Annotated in this window: 23 protein-coding genes and 1 tRNA gene; 7 read left to right on the top strand and 17 right to left on the bottom strand. The window is 70.9% G+C overall.

From position 1 onward, the window contains the following. Positions 1–12: 12 nt before the first annotated feature. Together ACIPYT_RS09800 and greA are read left to right on the top strand one after the other, a co-directional pair. On the top strand, positions 13–399 hold the full coding sequence (locus ACIPYT_RS09800) for a DUF4307 domain-containing protein (RefSeq protein ID WP_401073064.1): 387 nt from the start codon (positions 13–15) through the stop codon (positions 397–399). 95 nt (positions 400–494) lie between these two features. After that, entirely contained in the window at positions 495–983 is a 489-nt protein-coding gene (greA, locus tag ACIPYT_RS09795; RefSeq protein ID WP_401073062.1) for a transcription elongation factor GreA, read from the top strand. Between the two features lie 64 nt (positions 984–1,047). Here greA and ilvA read toward each other — a convergent pair whose 3' ends face one another. Both ilvA and ACIPYT_RS09785 read right to left on the bottom strand, forming a co-directional pair. Then, positions 1,048–2,277, bottom strand: coding sequence for a threonine ammonia-lyase (ilvA, locus tag ACIPYT_RS09790; protein WP_401073060.1), 1,230 nt, complete (start codon positions 2,275–2,277; stop codon positions 1,048–1,050). Further along, entirely contained in the window at positions 2,274–3,470 is a 1,197-nt protein-coding gene (locus ACIPYT_RS09785; RefSeq protein ID WP_401073057.1) for an AI-2E family transporter, read from the bottom strand. Before ACIPYT_RS09785 ends, ilvA begins: the two co-directional genes overlap by 4 nt. A 79-nt stretch (positions 3,471–3,549) precedes the next feature. On the opposite strand from ACIPYT_RS09785, the gene ACIPYT_RS09780 reads away from it, so the two are divergent. Both ACIPYT_RS09780 and ACIPYT_RS09775 read left to right on the top strand, forming a co-directional pair. Beyond that, positions 3,550–4,812 carry a winged helix-turn-helix domain-containing protein gene (locus tag ACIPYT_RS09780; RefSeq protein ID WP_401073055.1) on the top strand — a complete coding sequence of 421 codons (1,263 nt, stop codon included), beginning with the start codon at positions 3,550–3,552 and terminating at the stop codon, positions 4,810–4,812. Continuing rightward, entirely contained in the window at positions 4,809–5,288 is a 480-nt protein-coding gene (locus ACIPYT_RS09775; RefSeq protein WP_401073052.1) for a hypothetical protein, read from the top strand. The genes ACIPYT_RS09780 and ACIPYT_RS09775 overlap by 4 nt, the downstream gene beginning before the upstream one ends. A gap of 36 nt (positions 5,289–5,324) precedes the next feature. Here ACIPYT_RS09775 and ACIPYT_RS09770 read toward each other — a convergent pair whose 3' ends face one another. The 3 genes from ACIPYT_RS09770 to ACIPYT_RS09760 all read right to left on the bottom strand — a co-directional run bounded on the left by ACIPYT_RS09770 (position 5,325) and on the right by ACIPYT_RS09760 (position 8,533). After that, positions 5,325–5,891: a LemA family protein gene (locus tag ACIPYT_RS09770; RefSeq protein ID WP_401073049.1), complete on the bottom strand. Its 567-nt coding sequence runs from the start codon at positions 5,889–5,891 to the stop codon at positions 5,325–5,327. A gap of 87 nt (positions 5,892–5,978) precedes the next feature. Continuing rightward, on the bottom strand, positions 5,979–7,292 hold the full coding sequence (locus tag ACIPYT_RS09765; protein ID WP_401073047.1) for a D-arabinono-1,4-lactone oxidase: 1,314 nt from the start codon (positions 7,290–7,292) through the stop codon (positions 5,979–5,981). After that, on the bottom strand, positions 7,289–8,533 hold the full coding sequence (locus ACIPYT_RS09760; protein WP_401073043.1) for an alanine racemase: 1,245 nt from the start codon (positions 8,531–8,533) through the stop codon (positions 7,289–7,291). Before ACIPYT_RS09760 ends, ACIPYT_RS09765 begins: the two co-directional genes overlap by 4 nt. 84 nt (positions 8,534–8,617) lie before the next feature. Between ACIPYT_RS09760 and ACIPYT_RS09755 the strand changes: the two genes are divergently transcribed. Then, a tRNA-Leu gene (locus ACIPYT_RS09755) sits at positions 8,618–8,693 on the top strand. Positions 8,694–8,726: 33 nt separating this feature from the next. Here the strand turns inward: ACIPYT_RS09755 and ACIPYT_RS09750 are convergent. The 9 genes from ACIPYT_RS09750 to ACIPYT_RS09710 form a co-directional block, all read right to left on the bottom strand. After that, positions 8,727–9,506: a cation-transporting ATPase gene (locus ACIPYT_RS09750; protein ID WP_401073040.1), complete on the bottom strand. Its 780-nt coding sequence runs from the start codon at positions 9,504–9,506 to the stop codon at positions 8,727–8,729. Positions 9,507–9,771: 265 nt separating this feature from the next. Continuing rightward, complete coding sequence (locus ACIPYT_RS09745) at positions 9,772–11,256, bottom strand: NAD(P)/FAD-dependent oxidoreductase (protein ID WP_401074794.1); 1,485 nt, start codon at positions 11,254–11,256, stop codon at positions 9,772–9,774. Positions 11,257–11,295: 39 nt separating this feature from the next. Continuing rightward, the gene (locus ACIPYT_RS09740) at positions 11,296–12,585 is read right to left on the bottom strand and encodes a S8 family serine peptidase (protein ID WP_401073038.1); all 1,290 of its coding nucleotides are present in this window, start codon (positions 12,583–12,585) and stop codon (positions 11,296–11,298) included. Next, a complete protein-coding gene (locus tag ACIPYT_RS09735; RefSeq protein WP_401073035.1) occupies positions 12,582–13,124 on the bottom strand; it encodes a DUF501 domain-containing protein in 543 nt (180 codons plus the stop codon). Before ACIPYT_RS09735 ends, ACIPYT_RS09740 begins: the two co-directional genes overlap by 4 nt. A 69-nt stretch (positions 13,125–13,193) precedes the next feature. Then, complete coding sequence (locus tag ACIPYT_RS09730) at positions 13,194–13,634, bottom strand: septum formation initiator family protein (protein WP_401073033.1); 441 nt, start codon at positions 13,632–13,634, stop codon at positions 13,194–13,196. Between the two features lie 165 nt (positions 13,635–13,799). Beyond that, positions 13,800–15,080, bottom strand: coding sequence for a phosphopyruvate hydratase (gene eno / locus ACIPYT_RS09725; protein ID WP_401073030.1), 1,281 nt, complete (start codon positions 15,078–15,080; stop codon positions 13,800–13,802). Positions 15,081–15,178: 98 nt separating this feature from the next. Next, positions 15,179–15,838: an O-methyltransferase gene (locus ACIPYT_RS09720; RefSeq protein WP_401073028.1), complete on the bottom strand. Its 660-nt coding sequence runs from the start codon at positions 15,836–15,838 to the stop codon at positions 15,179–15,181. Positions 15,839–15,891: 53 nt separating this feature from the next. Then, positions 15,892–16,899 (bottom strand): DUF1648 domain-containing protein, encoded by a 1,008-nt coding sequence (locus tag ACIPYT_RS09715; RefSeq protein WP_401073025.1) that lies wholly within the window; start codon positions 16,897–16,899, stop codon positions 15,892–15,894. Beyond that, positions 16,896–17,297, bottom strand: coding sequence for a GntR family transcriptional regulator (locus tag ACIPYT_RS09710; protein ID WP_401073023.1), 402 nt, complete (start codon positions 17,295–17,297; stop codon positions 16,896–16,898). Before ACIPYT_RS09710 ends, ACIPYT_RS09715 begins: the two co-directional genes overlap by 4 nt. Positions 17,298–17,403: 106 nt before the next feature. On the opposite strand from ACIPYT_RS09710, the gene ACIPYT_RS09705 reads away from it, so the two are divergent. Both ACIPYT_RS09705 and ACIPYT_RS09700 read left to right on the top strand, forming a co-directional pair. Then, positions 17,404–17,874 carry a DUF4442 domain-containing protein gene (locus tag ACIPYT_RS09705; RefSeq protein WP_401073021.1) on the top strand — a complete coding sequence of 157 codons (471 nt, stop codon included), beginning with the start codon at positions 17,404–17,406 and terminating at the stop codon, positions 17,872–17,874. Positions 17,875–17,930: 56 nt separating this feature from the next. Next, the gene (locus tag ACIPYT_RS09700; protein ID WP_401073018.1) at positions 17,931–19,163 is read left to right on the top strand and encodes an APC family permease; all 1,233 of its coding nucleotides are present in this window, start codon (positions 17,931–17,933) and stop codon (positions 19,161–19,163) included. 56 nt (positions 19,164–19,219) lie between these two features. On the opposite strand, the gene ACIPYT_RS09695 is transcribed toward ACIPYT_RS09700, so the two are convergent. The 3 genes from ACIPYT_RS09695 to ACIPYT_RS09685 form a co-directional block, all read right to left on the bottom strand. Then, positions 19,220–20,017 (bottom strand): SGNH/GDSL hydrolase family protein, encoded by a 798-nt coding sequence (locus ACIPYT_RS09695; RefSeq protein WP_401073015.1) that lies wholly within the window; start codon positions 20,015–20,017, stop codon positions 19,220–19,222. Positions 20,018–20,153: 136 nt separating this feature from the next. Then, positions 20,154–21,404: a histidine--tRNA ligase gene (gene hisS / locus ACIPYT_RS09690; RefSeq protein ID WP_401074792.1), complete on the bottom strand. Its 1,251-nt coding sequence runs from the start codon at positions 21,402–21,404 to the stop codon at positions 20,154–20,156. A gap of 64 nt (positions 21,405–21,468) precedes the next feature. Beyond that, on the bottom strand, positions 21,469–22,128 hold the full coding sequence (locus ACIPYT_RS09685) for a MazG family protein (RefSeq protein WP_401074789.1): 660 nt from the start codon (positions 22,126–22,128) through the stop codon (positions 21,469–21,471). Positions 22,129–22,132: the final 4 nt, after the last annotated feature.

The following is a 22,132-nucleotide window of genomic DNA, read 5'->3' as shown; positions in this document are numbered from 1 at the left end:
AAGAACCACCCCGTGACGACCGCAGAACAGCTCGACGACCGCTACGGCCGCACCCGCAGACGCCGAGCGCCCTGGATCATCCTCATCACGGTCGCCGCGCTGCTGGTCGGCGCATTCGGGTGGATGACGGTCTCGTCGCAGATGAACACCGTCGACTCCGACGACCTCGGCTTCGAACTGGTCGACGAGCACAGTGTCGACGTGCGCTTCCAGATCACCGGCGCCTCGGGTCGCGACGTCGTCTGCGTCGTCGAGGCGCTCGACGAGGAGTTCGGCGTCGTGGGCTGGAAGGTGGTCGAGATCCCGGCGTCCGACAGCCATTCGCAGGCCCTCTCGACGACCGTCCCGACCGTCTCGGAGGCCACCACAGGTTTGGTGAACAGCTGCTGGGTCGCCTAGACTTCAGGCAGACAGACGACGCCCCGGCACCGTGCCGGGGCGTCTTGGCATATCCCCGGCAGACATCGGCGGATACCGAATGAAGGAGCTTCGTCATGTCTACTGACGCTCAGGTTCCCTTCCTCACGCAGGAAGCCTACGATCGGCTCGTCGCCGAGCTGGAGCACCTGTCGACGACCGGTCGCGACGAGATCGCCAAGCGCATCGAGGCCGCCCGCGAGGAGGGCGACCTCAAAGAGAACGGCGGTTACCACGCCGCGAAGGACGAGCAGGGCAAGCAGGAGGCGCGCATCCGCACGCTCGAGGGCCTGTTGAAGACCGCCAAGGTCGGTGAGGCGCCTGCGAGCCGCGGCATCGTCGAGCCCGGCACGGTCGTCACGGCCGTCGTGGCGGGCGGCGAAGAGGTCTTCCTGCTGGGCAGCCGCGAGATCGCGGCCGGCAGCGACCACGACGTCTACAGCGAGGCCAGCCCGCTCGGTCAGGCCATCCTCGGTCTCAAGGTCGGCGAGAAGTCCTCGTACGAGGCGCCGAACGGTCGCTCGATCTCGGTCGAGATCGTGAACGTCGAGACCTACACGGGCTGAGTCCCGGTACCCACGAGAAGGCCCCCTCCGCCTGGAGGGGGCCTTCTCGTCTTCGGGTCGCGCCTCAGTCGGGAACGACGATCGGCGTGAAGCCGGCGGTGCGCAGCGTGTCGAGAGTGAACTCGGAATGCTCAGGACCCCGCGTCTCGACGCTGAGCTCGAGGATGACGTCGTTGATCTGCAGGCCGTGCCCGTGCCGGGTGTGCATCGCCTCGATGACGTTCGCGCCGGCTTCGGCGATGAGCTCCGAGACGCGGGCGAGCTGACCGGGACGATCGGGCAGCGGGATGCGGATCGTGAGGTAGCGACCGGAGGCTGCGAGTCCGTGCGAGACGACGCGCTGGAGCAGCAGCGGATCGATGTTGCCGCCGGAGAGCACGGCCATCGTGGTGCCGCTCCCCCGGACCTTGCCCGCGAGGATCGCCGCGACGCCCGCGGCCCCCGCGGGTTCGGCGACGACCCTGGTCTGCTCGAGGAGGATCAGGATCGCTCGCGCGAGGTCGTCGTCCGAGACGGTCACGACCTCGTCCACGAGATCTCTGATGATCTCGAACGGGATCGCGCCCGGACGCGCGACGAGGATGCCGTCGGCGATGGTCGGCCTCGTCTCGATGTCGACCGGATGCCCGGCGTCGAGCGAGGGCGGGACCGCCGCGGCGTTCTCGGCCTGCACGCCGATGATCCGCACCGTGCGACCCCGCTGCGCCGCACGGGCCTTCGCTGCGGCGGCGACGCCCGCGATGAGACCTCCCCCGCCGATGCCGAGCACGATCGTGTCGACGTCGGGTGCGTCGTCGAGCAGCTCGAGCCCGAGCGTGCCCTGCCCGATCACGACGTCGCGGTGGTCGAACGGATGGATCAGCACCGCGCCGGTGCGCTCGGAGAACTCGGCAGCGAGTCGCAGCGAGGTCGCCACGGTCTCGCCTTCCAGCACGACCTCGGCCCCGTAGCCGCGCGTCGCGAGGAGCTTGGGCACCGGGACGCCGAGCGGCATGAAGATCGTCGCCGGGATGCCGAGGGCCTGGGCGGCGAGCGCGACGCCCTGCGCGTGGTTGCCTGCGGATGCGGCGACGACCCCGCGCGCCCGCTCCTCGGGGCTGAGGCGCGACAGGCGGTAGGCCGCGCCGCGGATCTTGAACGATCCGGTGCGCTGAAGGTTCTCCATCTTCAGGAGCACCAGCGATCCGAGCACGTCGGTCAACGCTCGCGAGGGCAGCGTCGGCGTGTGCATGATCACCTCAGCCAGACCCTGAGCGGCGCTCTCGAACTCGGTCAGGCTGGGGACTGCGCTCATCGATTCCTCCGTGTCCGCTCTCGCGGGACTGTGCTCCAGATCAGGTCGGCGTCCGGTTGGTCGCCGGTGCGCCAGGATCCTGTGCTGATGGTGACCGCGGCGACGTTCACGAACGCCGCGAGGGGCACGGCGAACAGCGCCCCGGGGATACCGCCGACCATGGATCCGCCGGCGACGACGAGCACCACGGCGAGGGGATGCACCTTCACCGCCGACCCCATCATGATCGGCTGCAGGATGTGACCCTCGATCTGCTGCACCGCCAGGACGACGCCGAGCATGGCCAGAGCGATCCAGGGGCCGTTGTAGACCAGCGCGAGCAGCACCGCGATCGCGCCGGTGACCACCGCGCCGACGATAGGCACGAAGGAACCGAGGAAGACGAGGACGGCGACGGGTATCGCGAGCGGGACTCCGAGGAGCGCTGCACCGACGCCGATGCCGACCGCGTCGATCGCGGCGACGAAGAGCTGCGTGCGCGCGTAGTTCACGAGCGTGGCGAAGCCGTTCGTGGCGGCGGCGTCCGCGGCGGGACGCGCGGCGCGCGGGAACAGTCGCAGCGTCCAGCGCCAGATCCCCGCACCGTCGGCGAGGAGGCAGATGAGGATGAACAGCGCGAGCACGGCGCCGGTCACTATGTGCGCCGCCGTCGTACCGACGGCCAGCGCGCCGTTCAACAGGAGTTGCGCCTGTTCGTTGACGATCTGCAGGCCCTGTTCGATGTAGTCCTGGATCTGCTTCTCGCTGAGGTGCAGCGGACCGTCGAGGAGGAACTGACGGAACTCGTCGATCGCCTGCGCGCTGCGCTCCTGCACGTCCGACAGCTGCTGCCGGATCTGCCAGACCACGAGCCACATCAACACCGAGACGATCGCGATCGTGCCGATCAGCGAGATCGCGACGGCGAGCCACCGAGGGAGACCGCGTCGGAGCATCCACTGGAAGGCCGGCCACAGGAGCGCCGTGACGAGGATGCCGACCATCAGCGGGATCACGAGCAGCTTGAGCTGGATCACGATCCAGATGAACCCGGCCACGACCGCTGCGATCAGCAGGAGACGCCAGGCGTACCCGGCCGTGACGCGCAGGCCGAGGGGCACGGCCTCGTCGGCCTCGGTCGTCACGGTGCGGTCGGTCGTGATCGCACGCGGGCGGAAGAGATCCCTCAGCCGCGGCCGCTGCTCTTCGCTCATCGCCCAAGTCTACGGCGATCGGGCCTGTGGCCCCGACGGCGAGACGCAAGATGTCGGAGGCCGGGGATACGCTGGCGTCGTGATCGACAGCCTCAGCTCCGCCCACGCACGCCGCATCGCGTTGGCCGCCCAGGGATTCTCGCGCGCGCGTCCGGCGGCCCCGGCCGCACGTCATATCCATCGCCTCATGGACAGGCTCGGCGCGCTGCAGATCGACTCGGTCAACGTCTTCGCGCGGTCGCACTACATGCCGCTCTTCTCGCGCCTGGGGAGCTACGACCCCGCGCTTCTCGACAGGGTCTTCCTCTCCCGCACGACGCACTACGTCGAATACCTCGCTCACGAGGCCACCTTCATCCCGGTCGAGGACTGGCCGCTCTGGCAGTTCCGCATGGACAGGTTCCGCGAACGGTGGGCGAACGCCGATTCGTGGCCGAGCCGGAACCCGCGCACCCTCGCCTGGGTGCAGGACGAACTGCGCGCCCGCGGGCCGCTGCGCCCAGCCGATCTGCGTGACGACGCGCCCCGCGAGCGGGGCACGTGGTGGGACTGGGATGACGTCAAGCTCGCGCTCGAGCATCTCTGGCGCACCGGCGACGTGGCGATCAGCGGTCGCACGGGCTTCGAACGCACGTACGCGCTCGCGGAGCACGTGATCCCCGATGCGATCCGCTCGCGCACGGTCGACCGCTCAGACGCGATCAGGGAGCTCGTCCGGCGTGCGGCGCGCTCGTCGGGAGTCGCCACCGCGTCCGACCTCGCCGACTACTACCGCATCCGCGACCGTGCCGCGGTCACGCAGTCGATCTCCGATCTCACGGATGCCGGCGAGCTGCTCCCCGTGCAGGTGCGCGGCTGGCAACGCGGCGGACGCCCGCTCCGATCATGGCGACACCGCGAGGCCGTCCTGCCCCGGCGCATCGACACCGCCGCCCTCCTGACGCCCTTCGACCCCGTGGTGTGGTTCCGCGACCGCGCACTGCGCGCGTTCGACCTCGACTACCGCATCGAGATCTACGTGCCCGCAGAGAAGCGGCGCTACGGCTACTACTGCCTGCCCGTGCTCGTCGGCGACCGCATCGTCGCGCGCCTCGACCTCAAGGCCGACCGCGCGTCATCGACGCTGCAGGTGCAGTCGTCATGGTGGGAGCCGCCTGCTCAGCCCGATGACGATGCCGCTCGGATCGCCGAGCAGATCGCCCTCGCGGCATCGTGGCAGGGGCTCGAGCACGTGTCGGTGTCGGGGTGGGGCACGGCATCCGACACCCTGCACGGAGCGTTGGCGTCGATGCCCGGCGTCTCGCTGCGCCGCCACGTGCACGCGAGGGAGAGCGCGGCGTGAGGCGCCGTACCGGATGGATCATCGCCGGTGCGGCGATCGTGGTGGTCGCAGCCGTGGCGCTGTGGGTCGTCCTGTCCGCCGCCTCAGCACCGTCGTCCACGCCTCGCCCGAGCCCCTCGGCGTCACAGACGTTCGACGTGCAGTCGCGGGCGCAGGCCGCTCTCGACGACCATCTCGACGAGTGCGTGGCGACCGGGGCGCCGGGCGGAGTCGTGCCCGAGGGCTGCGGCATCCGCATCCCCTGGGGAACGGAGTTCGCGAGCGTGGCGGACGTGCGGTTCCGCGTCGACCGCATGCCCGAGATCACGCTCGGCGACGACGACCTGTTCACGGCCGACGGCGGCGTGCTCGTGGCGACGGTCACCGGAACGGGACAGGACGGTGCACCACGCACCGAGACCTATCGCACCGAGACCTGGGGAGTCCGTGGCGAGGTCACGCCGTCGGACGACGGGGTCGCCCTCGTCGTCTGGTGAGCAGCGCCGACTCTCGCGTGAACCGAGGGCTCGGCGTCAGAACTGCACGCGCGGCGGCTCGGAGATCGCGCCGGTGTCGGCGACCTCGAAGAACTCGCGCTCGGTGAAGCCGAGGCCGCGTGCGAACAGGTTGTTCGGGAACACCTTGATCTTGGTGTTGAGCTCGCGCACGCCGCCGTTGTAGAACCGACGAGCAGCCTGGATCTTGTCCTCGGTGTCGACGAGGGCCTGCTGCACCTGGAGGAAGTTCTGGCTGGCCTGGAGCTGCGGGTACGCCTCCGCCACGGCGAACAGGCTGCGCAGCGCCTGCTGCAGGTGCCCCTCGGCGATCCCGGCCTCGCCCGGACCGCTGGCCGCGAGCGTCTCGGCGCGTGCCCGTGTGACGTTCTCGAACACCGCCTTCTCATGCGAGGCGTAGCCCTTGACGGTCTCGATGAGGTTCGGGATGAGGTCGGCTCGACGCTTGAGCTGCACCGTGATGCCGCTCCATGCCTCATCGACGCGCACGTTCAGCTGCACCAGCGAGTTGTACGTCGCCCAGAGATAGATCCCCACCAGCAGGATCACGCCGACGACGATCAGTACCGGCACGAGCCATTCCATCAGAGGCCCACCCTTCCTCGTGTTTGTCTCATCCTATCGGCGCTGTCTGCGCGTCGACTGGGTACGGCACGGCCGAATCGCGCCGCGTCAGGACCCGAGCACGCGCTCGAGGTAGCGGTTCGAGAACAGCCGATCGGGGTCGAGGCGGTCGCGCAGGGCGAGGAAGTCGTCGAACCGCGGATAGCCGCCCCTGAGCTCTTCGGCCGTGAGGGTGTGCAACTTGCCCCAGTGCGGGCGTCCGTCGTACTCGCGCATGATCTGCTCGACGGCATCGAAGTACGCGGTCGGATCGGCCCGCCAGTAGCGGTGCACCGCGATGTAGCCGCTCGCGCGCCCGTGCGCGGTCGACAGCCAGCGGTCGTCGGCGGCCGCGAAGCGCACCTCGATCGGGAACTCGATCCGCCAGCCGCGTTCCGCGATCAGCGCCTGCACCGCACGGAACGCCGGGACGACGTTCTCGGCCGGGAGCGCGTACTCCATCTCGCGGAACCGCACGGTACGGCTCTGCGTGAGCACTCGGTGCGACAGATCGGTGTAGCGGCGGTCTCCCGTGACCCTCACGGCCAATCGACTGAACGGAGGCGTGATCGCGGGCACGATCCGACCTGTGGCGCACACCGCGCGATAGAGCCCGTTCGACAGGAGGGTCTCGTCGATCCAGCGGCCGACGGTCGGCAGGGGCTCGCGGCGCGTCGACTCCGGCATCCGCGTCTGCCGTTTCGTGAGCGCGACCTCGGTGTGCGGGAACCAGTAGAACTCGAAGTGGTCGGATGCCGCGACGCGCTCGTCGAGAGTCTCCAGGACCTCGTCGAGGGGCGCCGGCTCGTCGACGGCCTGCAGCACGAATGCGGGCACGCACTGCAGCGTCACCTCGACGATGATGCCGAGGGCACCGAGCCCGAGCGCCGCGGCCGGGAGCATCTCGGGGTCGTGCTGTTCGTCGATGCGGAGGAACTCGCCCGTCGCCGTGACGAGCGTGAGACCCACGACCTGTGTGGCGAGACCGCCGAAACGCGCGCCGGTGCCGTGCGTGCCGGTCGAGATCGCGCCCGAGATCGACTGCCGGTCGATGTCGCCGAGATTCTCCATGGCGAGGCCGTGGGGAGCCAGCAGTCTCGGTATCCGGTGCAGTCTCGTGCCCGCGAGGAAGGTGGCGCGCCCCGTCGAGGCGTCGGCCGACACCAGCCCCTGCAGGTCGTCGAGCTCCAGCAGCACACCGGGAGCGACCGCGATGTCCGTGAAGCTGTGCCCCGCCCCGACCGCCTTGATCGGCAGCGTGTGCGCGACGGCGGCTCGCACCGCACGTTGCACGCCTTCGGGGGTGCGCGGGCGCTCGACGCGCACGGGCTTGACCTGCGCCGACCGCCCCCAGTTCTGCCAGGTGCCGCCGATCCTCGTCATAGGAAGGCCTTGCCTTCGCCGCGGTACGTCGGCAGCTCGTCGACCACCTCGTCACCCGACACCAGGTGATAGTGCTCGATGCGCTCGGCGGGTTCGCCGCTCTTGGCATGGCGGAACCAGACGCGATCGCCGATGCCGAGCTGCTCCGCGCGGGGGCCCTGCACCGGCGTCTGCACCTCGCCGGCAGCCTCCCGCGGCATCGTGCGCAGGCCGTCGGGCCAGACGGGCCGTGGCTGCCGCGAGGCGAGAGCCGGACCCGAGGCGATCCATCCCCCGCCGAGAACCGTGGCGATGTCACGGGCCGGGCGCCGCACGACGTCGAACGCGAAGGCGGCGGCCGGAGCCGGCAGGAACGACCGGTACCCGTCGAACAGGTGCCCGCCCAACAGCCCGCTGCCCGCACTGGCCTCGGTGAGGGATTCGTCGCTGCCGGTGAACTCGAGCGACCCGGTGCCGCCGCCGTTCAGGAACTCGAGGTGCGCGACCTCGCGCAGCGCCGCGACGATCTCGGCCCGCCGATCCCGCAGTTCGGACCTCGACTGCGCCTGCACGAGGCGGATGAGGGGCGCGTCGGGTCCCGCGGCATCGCCCTGTCCGGCGATCTGCGCCTCGTACATCTGCAGTCCGACGAGACGGAATCCCGGGCGACGTACGATACGACGCGCGAAGGCCGCGACCTCGCCCGCCGTGAACAGCGCGGAGCGTCGCACGCCGATGTGTCCGAGGACGGCGGAGCGCAGCGACGCATCGGCGTCGATCGCGACCCTCACCTCCGGGCGCCGCCCCGGGGCGGCGACGCTGTCGATGAGATCGAGCTGCGCGGGATCGTCGACCATGAGGGTGATCCGTGCAGCGGCCTCCTCCGACGCGAAGAGCCGCGCGAGTCCGCCGCGGTCGACGGTCGGATATCCCAGGACGATGTCGTCATGGGTCTCGGCGAGCCAGAGCGCCTCCGCGAGCGTGAAAGCGAGGATGCCCTGATAGCCGGGCAGCGCGAGCACCGCATCGAGCACGGTGCGCACCCGCACCGACTTCGAGGCGACCCTGATCGGGAGTCCCCCCGCCCGTACCAGCAGGTCGAGCGCATTGTGTCGGAGGGCGTCCCGGTCGATGACCGCGACCGGCGCCGCGAGGTGTCCGGTCGCGGCGGAGAGGCGCGGCCAATAGCGTGCGGGATCCTCCCACTCGGGCGCGATGGAGGGGGAGGATGCGGGGCTCAGGTCGGCGGTGAGGTCGAGCACTCCCCCACCCTACGACCTCCGGACTCGGATCCACCGTGTGCGGCACCGAGTCGCAGGGCGCGGCGGCAGTAGGCTGGCGGTCGTGCCCCCGTAGCCCAATGGCAGAGGCAGGCGACTTAAAATCGCTTCAGTCTGGGTTCGAGTCCCAGCGGGGGCACCACCACCCGCCCACGCCCGAGCGCGCGAGCGGAGTTCAGCGCCCGAACAGGTCTCCGATGCCGGGGATGCCGAGGTCACCCAGCTTCTGACCCCACTCGCTCGCGGTGTCGCCGAGACCCGACACGGTCTCTCCGGCCGAGCCCATGAGTCCCTCGGCGGCCCCTGTCAGCTCCTCCGCTCCCAACCCGTTGGCGATGCCCTCGAGGTCGACGCCCTGCGCGAGCGCGTCGAAGTCGACTCCGAGACCTGCCGCCTGTTCGAGCAGCGGTGCGGCGACCGCGCTGCCCACCGCTCCGATCGCGACCACCCCGAGGGCGCCGACGGCCGCACCGCCGACCACGCCCGCTGCGCCGAACCCGCCGACGCGAGACAGCAGACCGCGCATCCTTCCCGGTCGCGTCGCCTCGGTGCGCCCTGCGGCGCGCGCCAGGTCCTGCGCCGACGACGATGCGGGCCGCTCCCCCGGTGCGAGCTCGGCGTCCATGCGACTCTGCACCTGCCGCCGCTGCTCGGGCGTCAGCCGCTCGAACGCCTCGCGATGGATCTGCTCGACGCGGTGCGGATCGGCCGTCTGCAGCAGGTAGTCGTAGCGCGCGATCGCGGCGCGGTCGGCATCCGATCCGGCCGGTGTCGCTCGCGGTCCGGCCGCGGGCGGCGGGGAGTACGGATCCCGCGGTCCGGCCGCGGGCGTGCGCGGCGTCGGGGAGACGCGAGACGAACGCTCTGGTGAGGCGGGGCGCTGCTCGCGGCGCTCCCCGCCGTCGAGGTCGAGGGCTTTCGCGGCCATTCCGAAGAGACGGTCGAGCTTTCCCATGGTGGCGGCTCCTTCAGGTGAGGAGCGGACTGCCGGGTCGTCGGGTCGAGGATTCGCGGCAGCCCGCATCAGTGCGGACGCCCGGTCTCCTCCACCCTCGCGGGCCGGTGGGCCGGGACATGACGACATGTCCGTAATGACGACCTCACCGCGGTTGGGAGTACTCCCCGTGCAGAACCCACGCTAGCCACCGTGCCTATGAAACGAGTGCGAGAACGACGAACGCCCCGACTCCGTGGGGAATCGGGGCGTTCGTGCGAATCGCTTACTTGACGGATGCGGTCTCGGCCGGAGCCTTCTCCGATGCAGCCTTCTCGGCAGCGGGCTTCTTCGCAGCGGGCTTCTTCGCGGCGGGCTTCTTGGCGGCCGGCTTGACCGGCGCCTCCGCCTTGGCGGCGGGTGCGGCAGCCGGGGCCGGGGCATCGGCGGCCGGACGCGGACGCGCCGCGAACTCCTCGAACACGTAACGCGGGTTCTGCACGGTCTCGAGGTTCACGAGGTCGCGGCCGAGCCACAGGTTGTTCCACCAGCCCCAGATGACGCGGAACTTGCGCTCCCACGTGGGCATCGCGAGGCCGTGGTAGCCGCGGTGCGCGACCCAGGCGACGAAGCCCTTGAGGGCGATCTTGCCCGACTGGAACACACCGTTGTACAGGCCGAGACCCGCGACGGCACCGAGGTTCTTGTGGAAGTACTCCTTCGGGTCCTCACCACGGAGGACCGCGACGAGGTTCTTCGCGAGGAGCTTGGCCTGACGCACGGCGTGCTGCGCGTTCGGGACGCAGAAGCCGCCGACGCCGCCGCCCGAGAGGTCGGGGACGGCAGAGACGTCACCGGCGGCCCAGGCGCCCTCGACGAACGCCTCGGGGGTGCCGACGCGCAGATCGGCGCGGGTCTGGATGCGACCGCGCTCCTCCACAGGCAGGTCGCCGCCGCGCACGACGGTCGGGTTGGCCATGACACCGGCGGTCCAGACGATCAGATCGGTCGGGATGACCTCGCCGGTCGAGAGCTCGACGTTCCCGTCGACCGCGCTCGTGAGCTGCGTGTCGAGGTGCACGTTGGCGCCGCGCTTCGCGAGGTCCTTCAGCACCCACTCGCTCGTCTGCAGGGAGACCTCGGGCATGATGCGGCCCATCGCCTCGATGAGGTGGAAGTGCGTGTCCTCGAAGCTGATCTGCGGGTACTTGCCCACCAGCGACGACGCGAGCGAGCGGAGCTCGGCGAAGACCTCGATGCCGGCGAAGCCGCCGCCGACCACGACGACCGTCAGCAGACGGTCGCGCTCGGGACCGGCCGGAAGCGACGCGGCCTTGTCGAAGTTCGACATCAGGCGGTCGCGGATCGCGACGGCCTCCTCGATCGTCTTGAGGCCGATCGCGTTGTCGGCGATGCCCGGGATCGGGAACGTGCGGGAGACGGCGCCGGCCGTGACGACGATCTGGTCGTACGCGAACTCGTACGGCTCGCCGAGCGGCGGCGTGATCGTCGCGACCTTGTCGGCGTGGTTGATGCCCGTGACCTTGGCCGTCAGCACATTGGTGCTCTTGAGGTGACGGCGGTGCGCCACCACGGAGTGGCGGGCCTCGATCGAGCCTGCGGCCACCTCGGGGAGGAACGGCTGGTACGTCATGTACGGCAGCGGGTCGACCATGGTGACTTCTGCTTCGCCCTTGCGAAGGTGCTTCTCGAGCTTCCACGCCGTGTAGAAACCGGCGTAGCCTCCGCCGACGACCAGGATCTTGGGCACAGTGCTGTTCTCAGGCACAGGGGGACAACTCCTCGGGAGTCAGGAATGTGGCGTGCGAGAGCGCGCCGATCGGATACGCCGAGCGGCTGCGGTGACGCCAAGCGCTATCAGGATACCAGGGACTGTGAGTGCGACGAGCGGCAGGGTACCGTAGCGCAGTGAATCAGCGCTGGGAAGCAGCGGGGAACCGGGTTCGGTGGGGGCGTCCGCCGCCGGCAGCGGCGAGATCTCGACCGGCGTGGCGGTGGGTTCCGGTTGCGGCGCGCTCTCGGCACGACGGTACAGCCGCACCCATTCCGCGAGGTCGCCCATCGGGTTCTCGTCGACGGTCGGTATGTCGGCGGTCACCGCGGACTGCGCGTCGATGAGCCCGAAGCCGTACAGGGGATCGGGCACCCCCGACATCGAGTCGACGGGGATCGCCGTCTTGATGATGCGGTTGATGACGTTCGCGGCGTCGATCCCGGGATGCGCCGAGCGGATGAGCGCGGCGATGCCCGCGACGATCGGCGCGGCGCCGCTCGTACCGCTCCACGACACGACCTTGCCGTCGGCCGACACGCCGAGCAACCCTTCACTCGGGGCAGAGATGCCGATCGTGATGCCCTGGGTCGACGCCTCGACGCTCGCCGTGCCGGTCTGGTCGACGCCGCCGACCGTGAGGACGCCGGGGATCGTGGCCGGAGCGCCGATCATGTTCGTGCCGCTCCCGCGGTTGCCCGCCGCGACCACCACGACCACGTCGTGCTCGAACGCGTAGAGGAACGCGTCGTCCCAGCTGCGGTCCCAGTCGAGGGTGTTCGTGGTGAACGACAGGTTGATGACATCGGCGCCGTTGTCGACCGCCCAGCGCATGGCCTTCGCGACCTGCTCCGTGAACGGCACGGCGGCGGCCGCCCCGAAGCCGACGGAGATCGACAGCAGGTTCGCCTCCGGTGCGACGCCGATCATGCCGGTGCCGTCTGCCGCGCCGCGACCGGCCGCGAGCGATGCGACCCAGGAGCCGTGGTTGCCGTCGACGGCTCCGAGCGGTGTGCGTCCGTCGGACGTCCCCGCACCGGACACGTCGGTGCCGCCGACGACCGCCTCGTCGAAGACGCCGGGCACCTTGCCGATGCCGGTGTCGATCACCGCGATGGTCACGCCCTCGCCGCGCGTCGTCTGCCACGCCTCGCGGATGCGCGCACCGTCGAGCCAGTACTCCGCGGCTCGCGTCGGATCCTGCGGATCGTCGGCGACCGGGGGCGGCGTCGCCGCGCCCAGCAGCAGCATGGATGCCGCGACCGTCGCCGCGGCGACGGTGCTGCGCAGCATCCGCAGCGGACTCATGACGAGGTGGCCTCGACGTCGCGCACGGCCGCGCCGGGGTCGTCGCACCGGCACACGTCGGGAGACCACGCGGAGCGCGCGAGCGCCTCGTCGCCGATCGGGTTCACGCCGGGACCGGCCGCGAGGGCGTGTCCGGCGAGAGCGTGGAGGCACTTGACGCGCGTCGGCATCCCCCCGGCCGAGATCCCGTCGATCTCGGGGACCTCGCCGAACTGCGCCCGATCGGCGAGATAGGCCTCGTGCGCCGCCCGGTAGCCGGCGGCCACATCGTCGTCATCCGTCAGGAGCGCGGCGAGCTCGGGCATGACCTGCGTGGCCTCGAGCGTCGACATCGCCGCGGTCGCAGCCGGGTGCGTGAGGTAGTAGAACGTGGGAAAGGGCGTGCCGTCGGGAAGACGCGGGGTCGTGGCGACCACGGTCGGGTTTCCGCAGGCGCACCGCGCCGCGATGCCGACGACGCCGCGCGCCGGTCGACCCAGCTGGGCCGACACCACGGCGAGCTCGGCGGGCGTGGGTGCGGGATAGGGCGGCGTGGTCACCACACAAGCGTACGGGAGCGTGCGGCGCGGATGCTCCGAGAACGCCCCGCGGCGGCACTCTCCAGGGCCTCAGCGCCCGACGACCGCCGTGTCGCTGAGTCCCGCCGAGGTCAGGCTGCGCAGCAGCTGCGGCATCCAGTCCGTCGGCGTCTCCTCGAGCGTGTCGCTGACCGGGCCCTGCTCCTGCGGGAGCGCAGCCGGGTCGAGGTCGTTGTCGACCAGGAACACGACCTCGCCGGGCTTGACGTAGTACAGCCGTTCCCGCGCCTGCGTGGTGATGTACGCGGGGTCGTCCCAGCGCGCACGCTCCTTCTCGAGGTCGGCGATCTGCTCCTCCGAGACCTGGATCGACTGCTCGAGCGCCGCGATCTTCTGGCGCTGGTCGATGTAGGTGCCGAGCGTCGGCACGAGCACCCAGGCGCCGAGCACCACGAGCGAGAGCATGATCACCGAGAACGCCGACAGTCTGATGCCGGACGCCCACTCCCGCACGTCGACGCGGCGCTCCACGGCGTCTGCGCGTGTTCTGGATGACCGCGGCGTCCGGGCCGATTCAGCGGGCGTCGTCGTGCGCGTCCCGCGCGGAGACGCCGAAGGAGGAGCCGGTCGTCGTGCCACGGCTCCTCCTCCGGGGTTCGGACCTCAGGGGGTCCGGTGAATCGTCGTCAGCTGCGCTCAGCCCTGGTAGCGGGGGAAGGCGGAGCGGCCGGCGAACACCGCGGCGTCGCCCAGCTCCTCCTCGATGCGCAGAAGCTGATTGTACTTCGCGACGCGCTCGCTGCGGGCAGGCGCACCCGCCTTGATCTGACCCGCGTTCGTGGCGACCACGAGGTCGGCGATCGTGGTGTCCTCGGTCTCGCCCGAACGGTGCGACAGCATGGCCGTGTAGCCCGAGCGCTGGGCGAGGCTGACCGCGTCGAACGTCTCGGTGAGCGTGCCGATCTGGTTGACCTTGACGAGCAGCGAGTTCGCGACACCGCGCGAGATGCCGTCGGCGAGGCGGCTCGGGTTCGTGACGAACAGGTCGTCGCCGACGAGCTGCACCTTCGAGCCGAGCGCGTCGGTGAGCAGCTTCCAGTTGTCCCAGTCGTCCTCGGCGAGCGCGTCCTCGATCGTGACGATCGGGAAGTCGTTCACCAGGCCCTGGTAGTACTCGATCAGCTCGGGGCCGGTCCAGTCCTTGTTGTCGAGGCGGTACACGCCGTCGGAGAAGAACTCCGTGGCGGCGACGTCGAGGCCGAGCGCGATGTCGGTGCCGGGCGTGAAGCCCGCCTTCTCGATCGCCTTGACGAGGAAGTCGAGGCCCTCGCGGTTGCTGGGCAGGTCGGGGGCGAAGCCGCCCTCGTCGCCGAGGCCGGTCGCGTAGCCCGCGGCCTTCAGTTCGCTGCGCAGCACGTGGTAGGTCTCGACGCCCCAGCGGAGCGACTCGGAGTAGGTCTCCGCGCCGATCGGCGCGAGGAAGAACTCCTGCATGTCGATGCCGTTGTCGGCGTGCTCGCCGCCGTTGATGACGTTGAACAGCGGGACGGGCAGCACGTGGGCGTTGGGACCGCCGAGGTAGCGGAAGAGCGGCAGGTCGGCGGAGTCGGCCGCGGCCTTGGCCACAGCGAGGCTCACGCCGAGGATCGCGTTCGCGCCGGTGCGCTGCTTGTTCTCGGTGCCGTCGGTCTCGATGAGGATCTCGTCGACGATGCGCTGCTCGCTCGCCTCGACGCCCTCGAGGGCCGGGCCGAGCTCGTCGATCACGGCCTCGACGGCCTTCAGGACGCCCTTTCCGCCGTAGCGGCTCTTGTCGCCGTCGCGGAGCTCGTACGCCTCGAACGCACCGGTGGATGCACCGGAGGGGACGGCCGCCCGCTGGACCACGCCGTCATCGAGGAGCACCTCCACCTCGACGGTCGGGTTTCCGCGCGAGTCGAGAATCTCGCGTGCGCCTACAGCCTCGATCAGTGCCACTGATGTGCTCCTTGCTCAGAGAAAAGGGTGTGTGGAGCGTCGTCGATCCGCGCCCAGTCTAGCCCGCCGTCGCGCGGCGTCCGAGGTGGATCCGCGCATCAGACGACGACCGCGATCGCGACGCCGTCCCATCCCTTGACGCCCACGGTCTGCAGCGCTGTGGCGTCGAAGCGGAGGTCCTCCCCCAGCATCCGCAGCCCCTCGCGGGTGCCGACGACCTTCGGATCCGTCGAGTCCTCGCGCACGATCTCGCCCTCGCGTCCGATGTTGTCGAGCACGACCACGGTGCCGGGATGCCCGAGCTTCGCGGCCCAGTCGAGGTAGATCGTGTTGGACTCCTTGTCGGCGTCGATGAACACCAGGTCGAAGCCGCCGACGAGGGTGGGCAGCACGTCGACGCCGCGTCCGATGCGGATGTCGACCCGGTCGCCGACGCCCGCCGCGTCGATGCTGGCGCGGGCGACGGCGGCGTTGTCGGCCTCCGCCTCGACCGTGACGACGCGTCCGTCGGGGCCGACCGCGCGTGCGAGCCAGATCGTCGAGTAGCCGCCGAGCGTGCCGATCTCGAGCACGCGTCGAGCCCCGCTGATGCGGGCGAGCAGGTTCAGCAGCTTGCCGCCCACGGGTGCGACCTCGATGTCGGGCAGCCCGGCCGCGCGCTGGGCCCGCAGCGCCGCCTCGAGGTCGGGATCGTGACCGACCAGCAGGTCGGAGAGGTAGGCGTCGGCGTTCGACCAGGCTGCAGCGGTGGAGTCCATGCCCTCAGCCAACCCCGCTCATCCGCGAGGGTCAAGGCCGGGCATAGTCCCGATCAGCGCGGACGCTCGTCGAGATACGCCTGCAGGAGCGCAGCGGCCTCCTCGGCACCGTCGATCGTGACGAGGAAGGGCCTGCGATCACGGCGCGACACCTCGACCGCCGGGCCGCGACGCATCACGATGCCGGTACGGCCGTCGACGGAGATCCGCCACCCCCAGCCGCCGAACTCGCCGAAGGGAGAGACGTCGACCGCGCGCACGGCGGTGACCTCGGAGACCGGGATCTCCACCCGCGGGCGACCGAGCAGCGCCCGCGCGGAGAACCCCTCCGGCGTCACGCTCACACGGTAGGAGGTGGTCGCGGCGATCGCCGCTCCGACGATCAGCACGACCAGCGCCACGATCCCGGCGCCCGTGACGCCGGCGATCAGCATGTACACAGCGAGGGCCGCGAGTCCCGTGAGCACCAGCAGCAGGAACGCGAGAGCCCCGAACGGCATCGTGACCGTCGCGAGCCAGACCACGCGCTCGCCGTGGCCGACCTCCACAGCGCGACGTGGCGCCAGTGTGCGGCCCTGTTCAGGGCGGATGCGCGGCTGCACGAACCACGCGAGGGCTCCCCCGCCGAGCAGAACGGCGAACGCTGCCGCGAGGACCGCGCCGACGCCCGGCGCCTCGGCGGTCGGATCCCGTTGGATCGCGAGCGAGCCCAGACTCGTCGTCGCGGCGAACAGCGACATCCCCGCGGCGAGCGCGCCCATCAGCCGTGCCGCTCCGCCCCAGTGCGCGCCGACCGCGACCAGGGTCGTGATCGCCATGAGCACGGGAAGGCCGAGGCCGACGCCCAGGAGCAGCCAGAGATAGGTGGAGGCCGGACCGAATCCGTCGGCGCCGTCGATCCCCCAGTGGGTGATGACCGGTTCGGGCACCGACGGCAACCAGCCCGCGAGCACGATCGCGGCGATCCCGGTGACGACGAGCGGTACGACGAGCGCGACGACGACGAACATCAGGCGCGCCCGCCGCAGTCGCGGCCGGGTGGTGCGGTTCGTATCGGTCATGGCGTCGCCTCCTCGGACGGACGGGCCGGGTCGGATGCCGCAGGGTCAGCGGCACGGTGGGAGCGCACGACCCCCGCGAGGGTCGATGCGGGAACGCCGAGATCGGCGGCCCGGCTCACCAGGGCGTCGATCGCGTGCGCGAGCTCGGCGAGCGGCGCCGCGGAGGCGGAGATCACCGCGCCGCGCCCACGGCGCAGGTCGATGAGGCCCTCGTCGCGCAGCCGCTGGTAGGCGTGCAGCACCGTGTGCTGATTGATCAGGAGCGCGGCGGCCACGTCGCGCGCGGACGGAAGCCGGTCGCCGGGCACGAGGGCGCCGGCCAGGAGGTCGGCGCGGATCGAGGCCGCCACCTGGTCGTACAGGGGCTGGGGGCTGTCGGGGTCGACCCTGATGAGCATCCGCATCACCTTCCCTCAATGCATGAGTAATTCTATGACAACTATAACAACTGTGACAACCTCCAGAGGAATTCCGTCGCGCCGCAGCCTGTTCCACACTGACCTCATGCGCATGACACCCCGCCGCCTCGCGATCGGCATGAGCCTGTGGATCCCGAACCTCTTCAGCGGCATCCGCATCCGGCGGTTCAGCGACGACTGGACGCACGCGACCGTCGAGCTGCACGTCAACGTGTTCACGCGCAACTACGTCAAGACGGCCTTCGGCGGCTCGATGTCGGCCATGACGGACCCGTACTTCTTCATGCTCGTGATGCATCAGCTCGGACGCGACCACGTCGTCTGGGACACCCGCGGCGAGATCGAGTTCGTCAAGCCGGGGCGCGGCGTGCTCACCGCGGAGTTCGACGTCTCGCGAGAGAAGGTCGAGGAACTGCGCGAGCGCGCCCGCGGAGGCGCCAAGGTGCTCGAGTGGTTCGAGACCGAGATCACCGACGCGCGGGGCGATGTCGTCGCCCGTGTGCGTCGCGAGGTGTACGTGCGCGAGAAGAAGCGCGTCACCGCCGCCCGCGGCTGAGCCGACCCGGGTTCCGCCGGCACCGCTCGTTCACCGGTGCATGCCACGATGGCGGCATGCCTCTCGCCCGCCGCCTGACGCTCGTCGACGCCGTCGCGATCGGCCTCGGGTCGATGATCGGCGCCGGCGTGTTCGCGGTGTGGGCCCCCGCGATCGGCGTCGCCGGCAGCGGCCTCCTCATCGCCCTCGCGATCGCCGCGGTCGTCGCCTACTGCAACGCGACGTCGTCCGCGCAGCTCGCCGCCGCGCATCCCGTGGCCGGCGGGACGTACACGTACGCGCGCGCCGAGATCGGGCCCTGGTGGGGGTTCATCGCCGGATGGAGCTTCGTGATCGGAAAGATCGCGAGCTGCGCGGCGATGGCGATGACCTTCGCGGCGTACGCCGTGCCCGAGCCGTGGCGCATCCCCGCGGCCGTGGCAGCCGTCGCCGCGATGACGATCGTGAACTGCCTGGGCGTGACGCGCACGGCGCTGCTCACCCGCATCCTCGTGACGTGCTCGCTGCTCGGACTCGCGGTCGTCGTGGCGCTCGGCCTGGGTGGGGCATCAGCCGCCGCTCCCCCGCCCCTCCCCGACGCCACGGCGTACGGCGTGCTCCAGGGAGCGGGTCTGCTGTTCTTCGCCTTCGCCGGGTACGCGCGCATCGCGACCATGGGCGAGGAGGTCGTCGACCCGGCGCGCACCATCCCGCGGGCGATCGTGCTCGCGCTCTCCGGCGCCGTCGTCGTGTACTCCGTCGTCGCGATCACGGTCGTGCTCACGCTCGGAGCGGATGCCGCGACGACCGCGACCCCGCTCGCCGACGCGCTCACGGCCTCGGGCCGGACGGCCTGTGTGCCGATCGTGCGCGTGGCCGCCGCGGCCGCCTCCCTCGGTGCCCTGCTCGCGCTGCTCACGGGCATCGGCCGCACGACGCTCGCGATGGCCCGCGAATCCGACCTCCCCCGCGTCCTGGCCCGCGTGGACGGACGTCGGCAGGTCCCGCAACATGCAGAGGTCGCCATCGGCCTCATCGTGATCGGCATCGTCCTCGTGGCCGACCTGCGCGATGCGATCGGGTTCTCGTCGTTCGGGGTGCTGCTGTACTACCTCATCGCGAACGCGGCGGCCTTCCGTCAGACCGGCGCTGCACGGAGGTACCCGCGCGTCGTGCAGGTGATCGGCGCTCTGGGCTGCCTGCTGCTCGTGAACACGCTGCCGGTGCTCGCCTCGATCGTCGGTACCGGGATCGTGCTCGCGGGCGTGCTCTACCGCGCGGTGCGAGTGCGGCTGTCGCGCCCGCACTGAGCACGTCGCGCCCGCACTGAGCACGTCGCGGGCCGGCGCGCACCGGCCCGACGCGCTCACCGCCGCGAACCGAGCGCGATCTCCGACGCCGTGAGCACAGCGGGCAGCAGCGCCTCGGCGGTGCGGCGGTAGCCGAGCGGACTCGGATGGAAACGATCGAGGCTGAACATCGCCTCGGGGTCATCGAAGAACATCGGACCGACCGCACGACGCAGGTCGACCGGTACCGCGCCGGCGTCCCTCGCGGTCTCGGTCTGCGCCTCGGCCAGCCGGCGCGACACGCTCGAGATGAGTCGACGCAGCGGCTGGGGCACGGGGCGCAGCGCGCCGAGATCAGGGCATGTGCCGACGACGACCTCGGCGCCGCGTGCGCGCAGATCGTCGATCGCCCGGCGCAGATGCCGCGTCGAGGTCGACACCGGCAGGCGGTGCGTCACGTCGTTGCCGCCGACCACGATGACCGCGACATCGGGCGTGTACGCGGCGGGCAGCAGCGCGAGCTGGTCGTCGAGGTCGGGCGACTCCGATCCGACCACGGCACCGGTGCGCAGTCGCACGGGACGATGGAGCCGTCTGCCGAGACCTTTCGCGAGCCGGCCGCCGAGCGTCTCCTTGCGCCGTTCGGCGCCGAGTCCCGCCGCGAGGGAGTCGCCGAGCACCAGCAGCTCGAGCGGCTCGCCCTCGAGCGCGCGCCGCCAGACGCGGTCGGCGTCGATCGACTCCTCGCCGAGCGGCTTGCCGATGCGACGGCGCGCGATGGCCGCCTGGCGGGTGAGCACGGTGCGAGCGCCGAACACGACGGTCGCGGCCGCGGCGCCGATCCCGGCGAGGACGACGAGGTGCGGGCGACGCATGTCCCGATTCGACCTCACCGCCGTGAACGCCGCGTGAACGGCATCCGCGGAGCCGCCACGGCTCCGTTCCCGTCGCACGTCGTGCCGGTGGTGCGCGGATCACGCGGCACGACGTGCATCCGGAGCGTGTTCGGGCTCAGGACAGCGGCTTGAGCTCCAGCGCCGCCGCACCCGCGGCGACCGTCGCGAACTCGGTGTAGCCGTCGGCGGCCGAGCGCTCGAGCAGCGCCTTGAGGTTCTTGGTGCGGCGCTCGAGGCGCACGCGGGCGCCCGCCGCGACCAGTGCCGCCTTGTGCGTCACGAGCTCCGCGACGGGGACGTCGTCGTCGTGCACGAGCACGACGGCGCGCTCCCCGGCGTCCGCGGCCGAGGAGATCAGCTCGACGAGGCGCTCGAACCCGAGCGAGAAGCCCACGGCCGGTACCGGCTGCCCGAGGAAGCGCCCGATCATGCCGTCGTAGCGCCCTCCGCCGCCGAGCGAGTAGCCGACCGAGGGGTGTGCGAGCTCGAAGATCGTGCCCGTGTAGTACCCCATGCCGCGCACGAGGAACGGGTCGAAGACGAGCGGGATGTCGGCGCTGTCGCGCCCCGCAGCGACCGCGTCGCCGATGCCGACGAGGTGCGAGACGATCTCGTCGGGCGCGCCGTCGGGCAGCGCCTTGCGGATCTGCCGCTCGCCGTAGGCGTTGTACTCCATGGTCTGCGGGCGACGGAGGAAGGCCTCGAAGGCGTCGACCGCGGATGCTGCCGCTCCCCGCTCGCGCAGCTCGGCCGCGACGCCGTCGGGTCCGATCTTGTCGAGCTTGTCGATCGTGATGAGCACACCGGGGCGCTCATCGGACGTGAAGCCGAAGCTGTCGAGCATCCAGTCCAGTGCGCGGCGGTCGTTGATGCGCACGGTCGCGCCGTCGAGGCCCAGCGCGTCGACCGCGTCGAGCGAAGCGACCATCAGCTCGGCCTCTGCGCGTGCGGAGTCGTCGCCGATGATGTCGATGTCGCACTGCACGAACTGGCGGTACCGACCCTTCTGCGGGCGCTCGGCACGCCAGACCGGACCGATCTGGATCGCGCGGAACACACCGGGCAGCTGGCCGCGGTTGCTCGCGTAGAAGCGTGCGAGCGGCACCGTCAGGTCGTAGCGCAGACCGAGGTCGGCGAGCGCCGCCTGGTCGTCGGCCGCAGTGCGGATCGCGTCGGCGTCGAGGCCGCGGCGCAGCACGTTGTACGCGAGCTTCTCGTTGTCGCCGCCGATGCCGGCGTGCAGACGCGAGTACTCCTCGAGCGCCGGGGTCTCGATCTCGTCGAAGCCGTGCGCACGGTAACGGGCGCGGATGACGGAGAGCACGCCCTCACGGCGGGCCTTGTCGGCGGGGAGGATGTCGCGCATTCCGCGCGGCGGGTTCACAGTAGCCACTCCCCCATCTTTCCAGGTCGACCGGGGGTGCCGTGGTTCAGCCCGCGTCCTCCGCCGCGCGCACCGCGCCCTCGAGGCCGTGCAGTCTCTCGCGCAGCGCGCGTTCGGCATCCCAGCCGCGAGCCCTGGCCGTCGCGACGAGAGCCAGCAGGGCGTCGCCGAGTTCGGCCTCGGATGCCGGGCCGTCCGCCGACGGCACGACGACGCCGACGCCCTCCGCCCGGCCCGCGATCTTCTGCGCCAGGGCGAGTGCCGGCATCCCCCGCGGGATCCCGTCGAGCACGCTGTCCCTCGTGCGCTTCTCAGCCGCCTTCGCGGCGTTCCAGTGCACGAGCACCTCTTCCGACGTGGTCGCGACCTCGCCGTCGAACACGTGCGGATGCCGCCGCACCATCTTCTCGGTGAGCGTCTCCGCCACGTCGTCGATGTCGAAGGGGTCGTCGGGATCCTGCGCCGCGATGGCCGCGTGGAACAGCACCTGCCAGAGCAGGTCGCCGAGCTCCTCGCGCAGGTCGGCGCGGGTGCCGACCTCGACGGCCTCGATGACCTCGTGGGACTCCTCGATCAGATACGGCACGAGGTCGCGATGCGTGATGCGCTGCGACCACACGCAGTGCTCACGCACCATCCGCATCGTGTCGGCCGCCGCACGCAGCGGATCGACGCCCGCCTTCGGCGCCTCGCCGCCATCCGGCATCGCA

It is taken from the genome of Microbacterium sp. NPDC089695, assembly GCF_044749085.1.
Taxonomy (GTDB): Bacteria; Actinomycetota; Actinomycetes; order Actinomycetales; family Microbacteriaceae; genus Microbacterium.
This window is presented reverse-complemented; position numbering and strand designations above follow the sequence as displayed.

Coding starts and splice junctions, on each gene's coding strand:
- greA (WP_401073062.1), top strand. CDS start 495: ATGTCTACTGACGCTCAGGTTCCCTTCCTCACGCAGGAAGCCTACGAT.
- ilvA (WP_401073060.1), bottom strand. CDS start 2,277: ATGAGCGCAGTCCCCAGCCTGACCGAGTTCGAGAGCGCCGCTCAGGGT.
- ACIPYT_RS09785 (WP_401073057.1), bottom strand. CDS start 3,470: ATGAGCGAAGAGCAGCGGCCGCGGCTGAGGGATCTCTTCCGCCCGCGT.
- ACIPYT_RS09770 (WP_401073049.1), bottom strand. CDS start 5,891: ATGGAATGGCTCGTGCCGGTACTGATCGTCGTCGGCGTGATCCTGCTG.
- ACIPYT_RS09765 (WP_401073047.1), bottom strand. CDS start 7,292: ATGACGAGGATCGGCGGCACCTGGCAGAACTGGGGGCGGTCGGCGCAG.
- ACIPYT_RS09750 (WP_401073040.1), bottom strand. CDS start 9,506: ATGGGAAAGCTCGACCGTCTCTTCGGAATGGCCGCGAAAGCCCTCGAC.
- ACIPYT_RS09740 (WP_401073038.1), bottom strand. CDS start 12,585: ATGAGTCCGCTGCGGATGCTGCGCAGCACCGTCGCCGCGGCGACGGTC.
- ACIPYT_RS09720 (WP_401073028.1), bottom strand. CDS start 15,838: ATGGACTCCACCGCTGCAGCCTGGTCGAACGCCGACGCCTACCTCTCC.
- ACIPYT_RS09715 (WP_401073025.1), bottom strand. CDS start 16,899: ATGACCGATACGAACCGCACCACCCGGCCGCGACTGCGGCGGGCGCGC.
- ACIPYT_RS09710 (WP_401073023.1), bottom strand. CDS start 17,297: ATGCTCATCAGGGTCGACCCCGACAGCCCCCAGCCCCTGTACGACCAG.
- ACIPYT_RS09705 (WP_401073021.1), top strand. CDS start 17,404: ATGCGCATGACACCCCGCCGCCTCGCGATCGGCATGAGCCTGTGGATC.
- ACIPYT_RS09700 (WP_401073018.1), top strand. CDS start 17,931: ATGCCTCTCGCCCGCCGCCTGACGCTCGTCGACGCCGTCGCGATCGGC.
- ACIPYT_RS09695 (WP_401073015.1), bottom strand. CDS start 20,017: ATGCGTCGCCCGCACCTCGTCGTCCTCGCCGGGATCGGCGCCGCGGCC.
- hisS (WP_401074792.1), bottom strand. CDS start 21,404: ATGCGCGACATCCTCCCCGCCGACAAGGCCCGCCGTGAGGGCGTGCTC.
- ACIPYT_RS09685 (WP_401074789.1), bottom strand. CDS start 22,128: ATGCCGGATGGCGGCGAGGCGCCGAAGGCGGGCGTCGATCCGCTGCGT.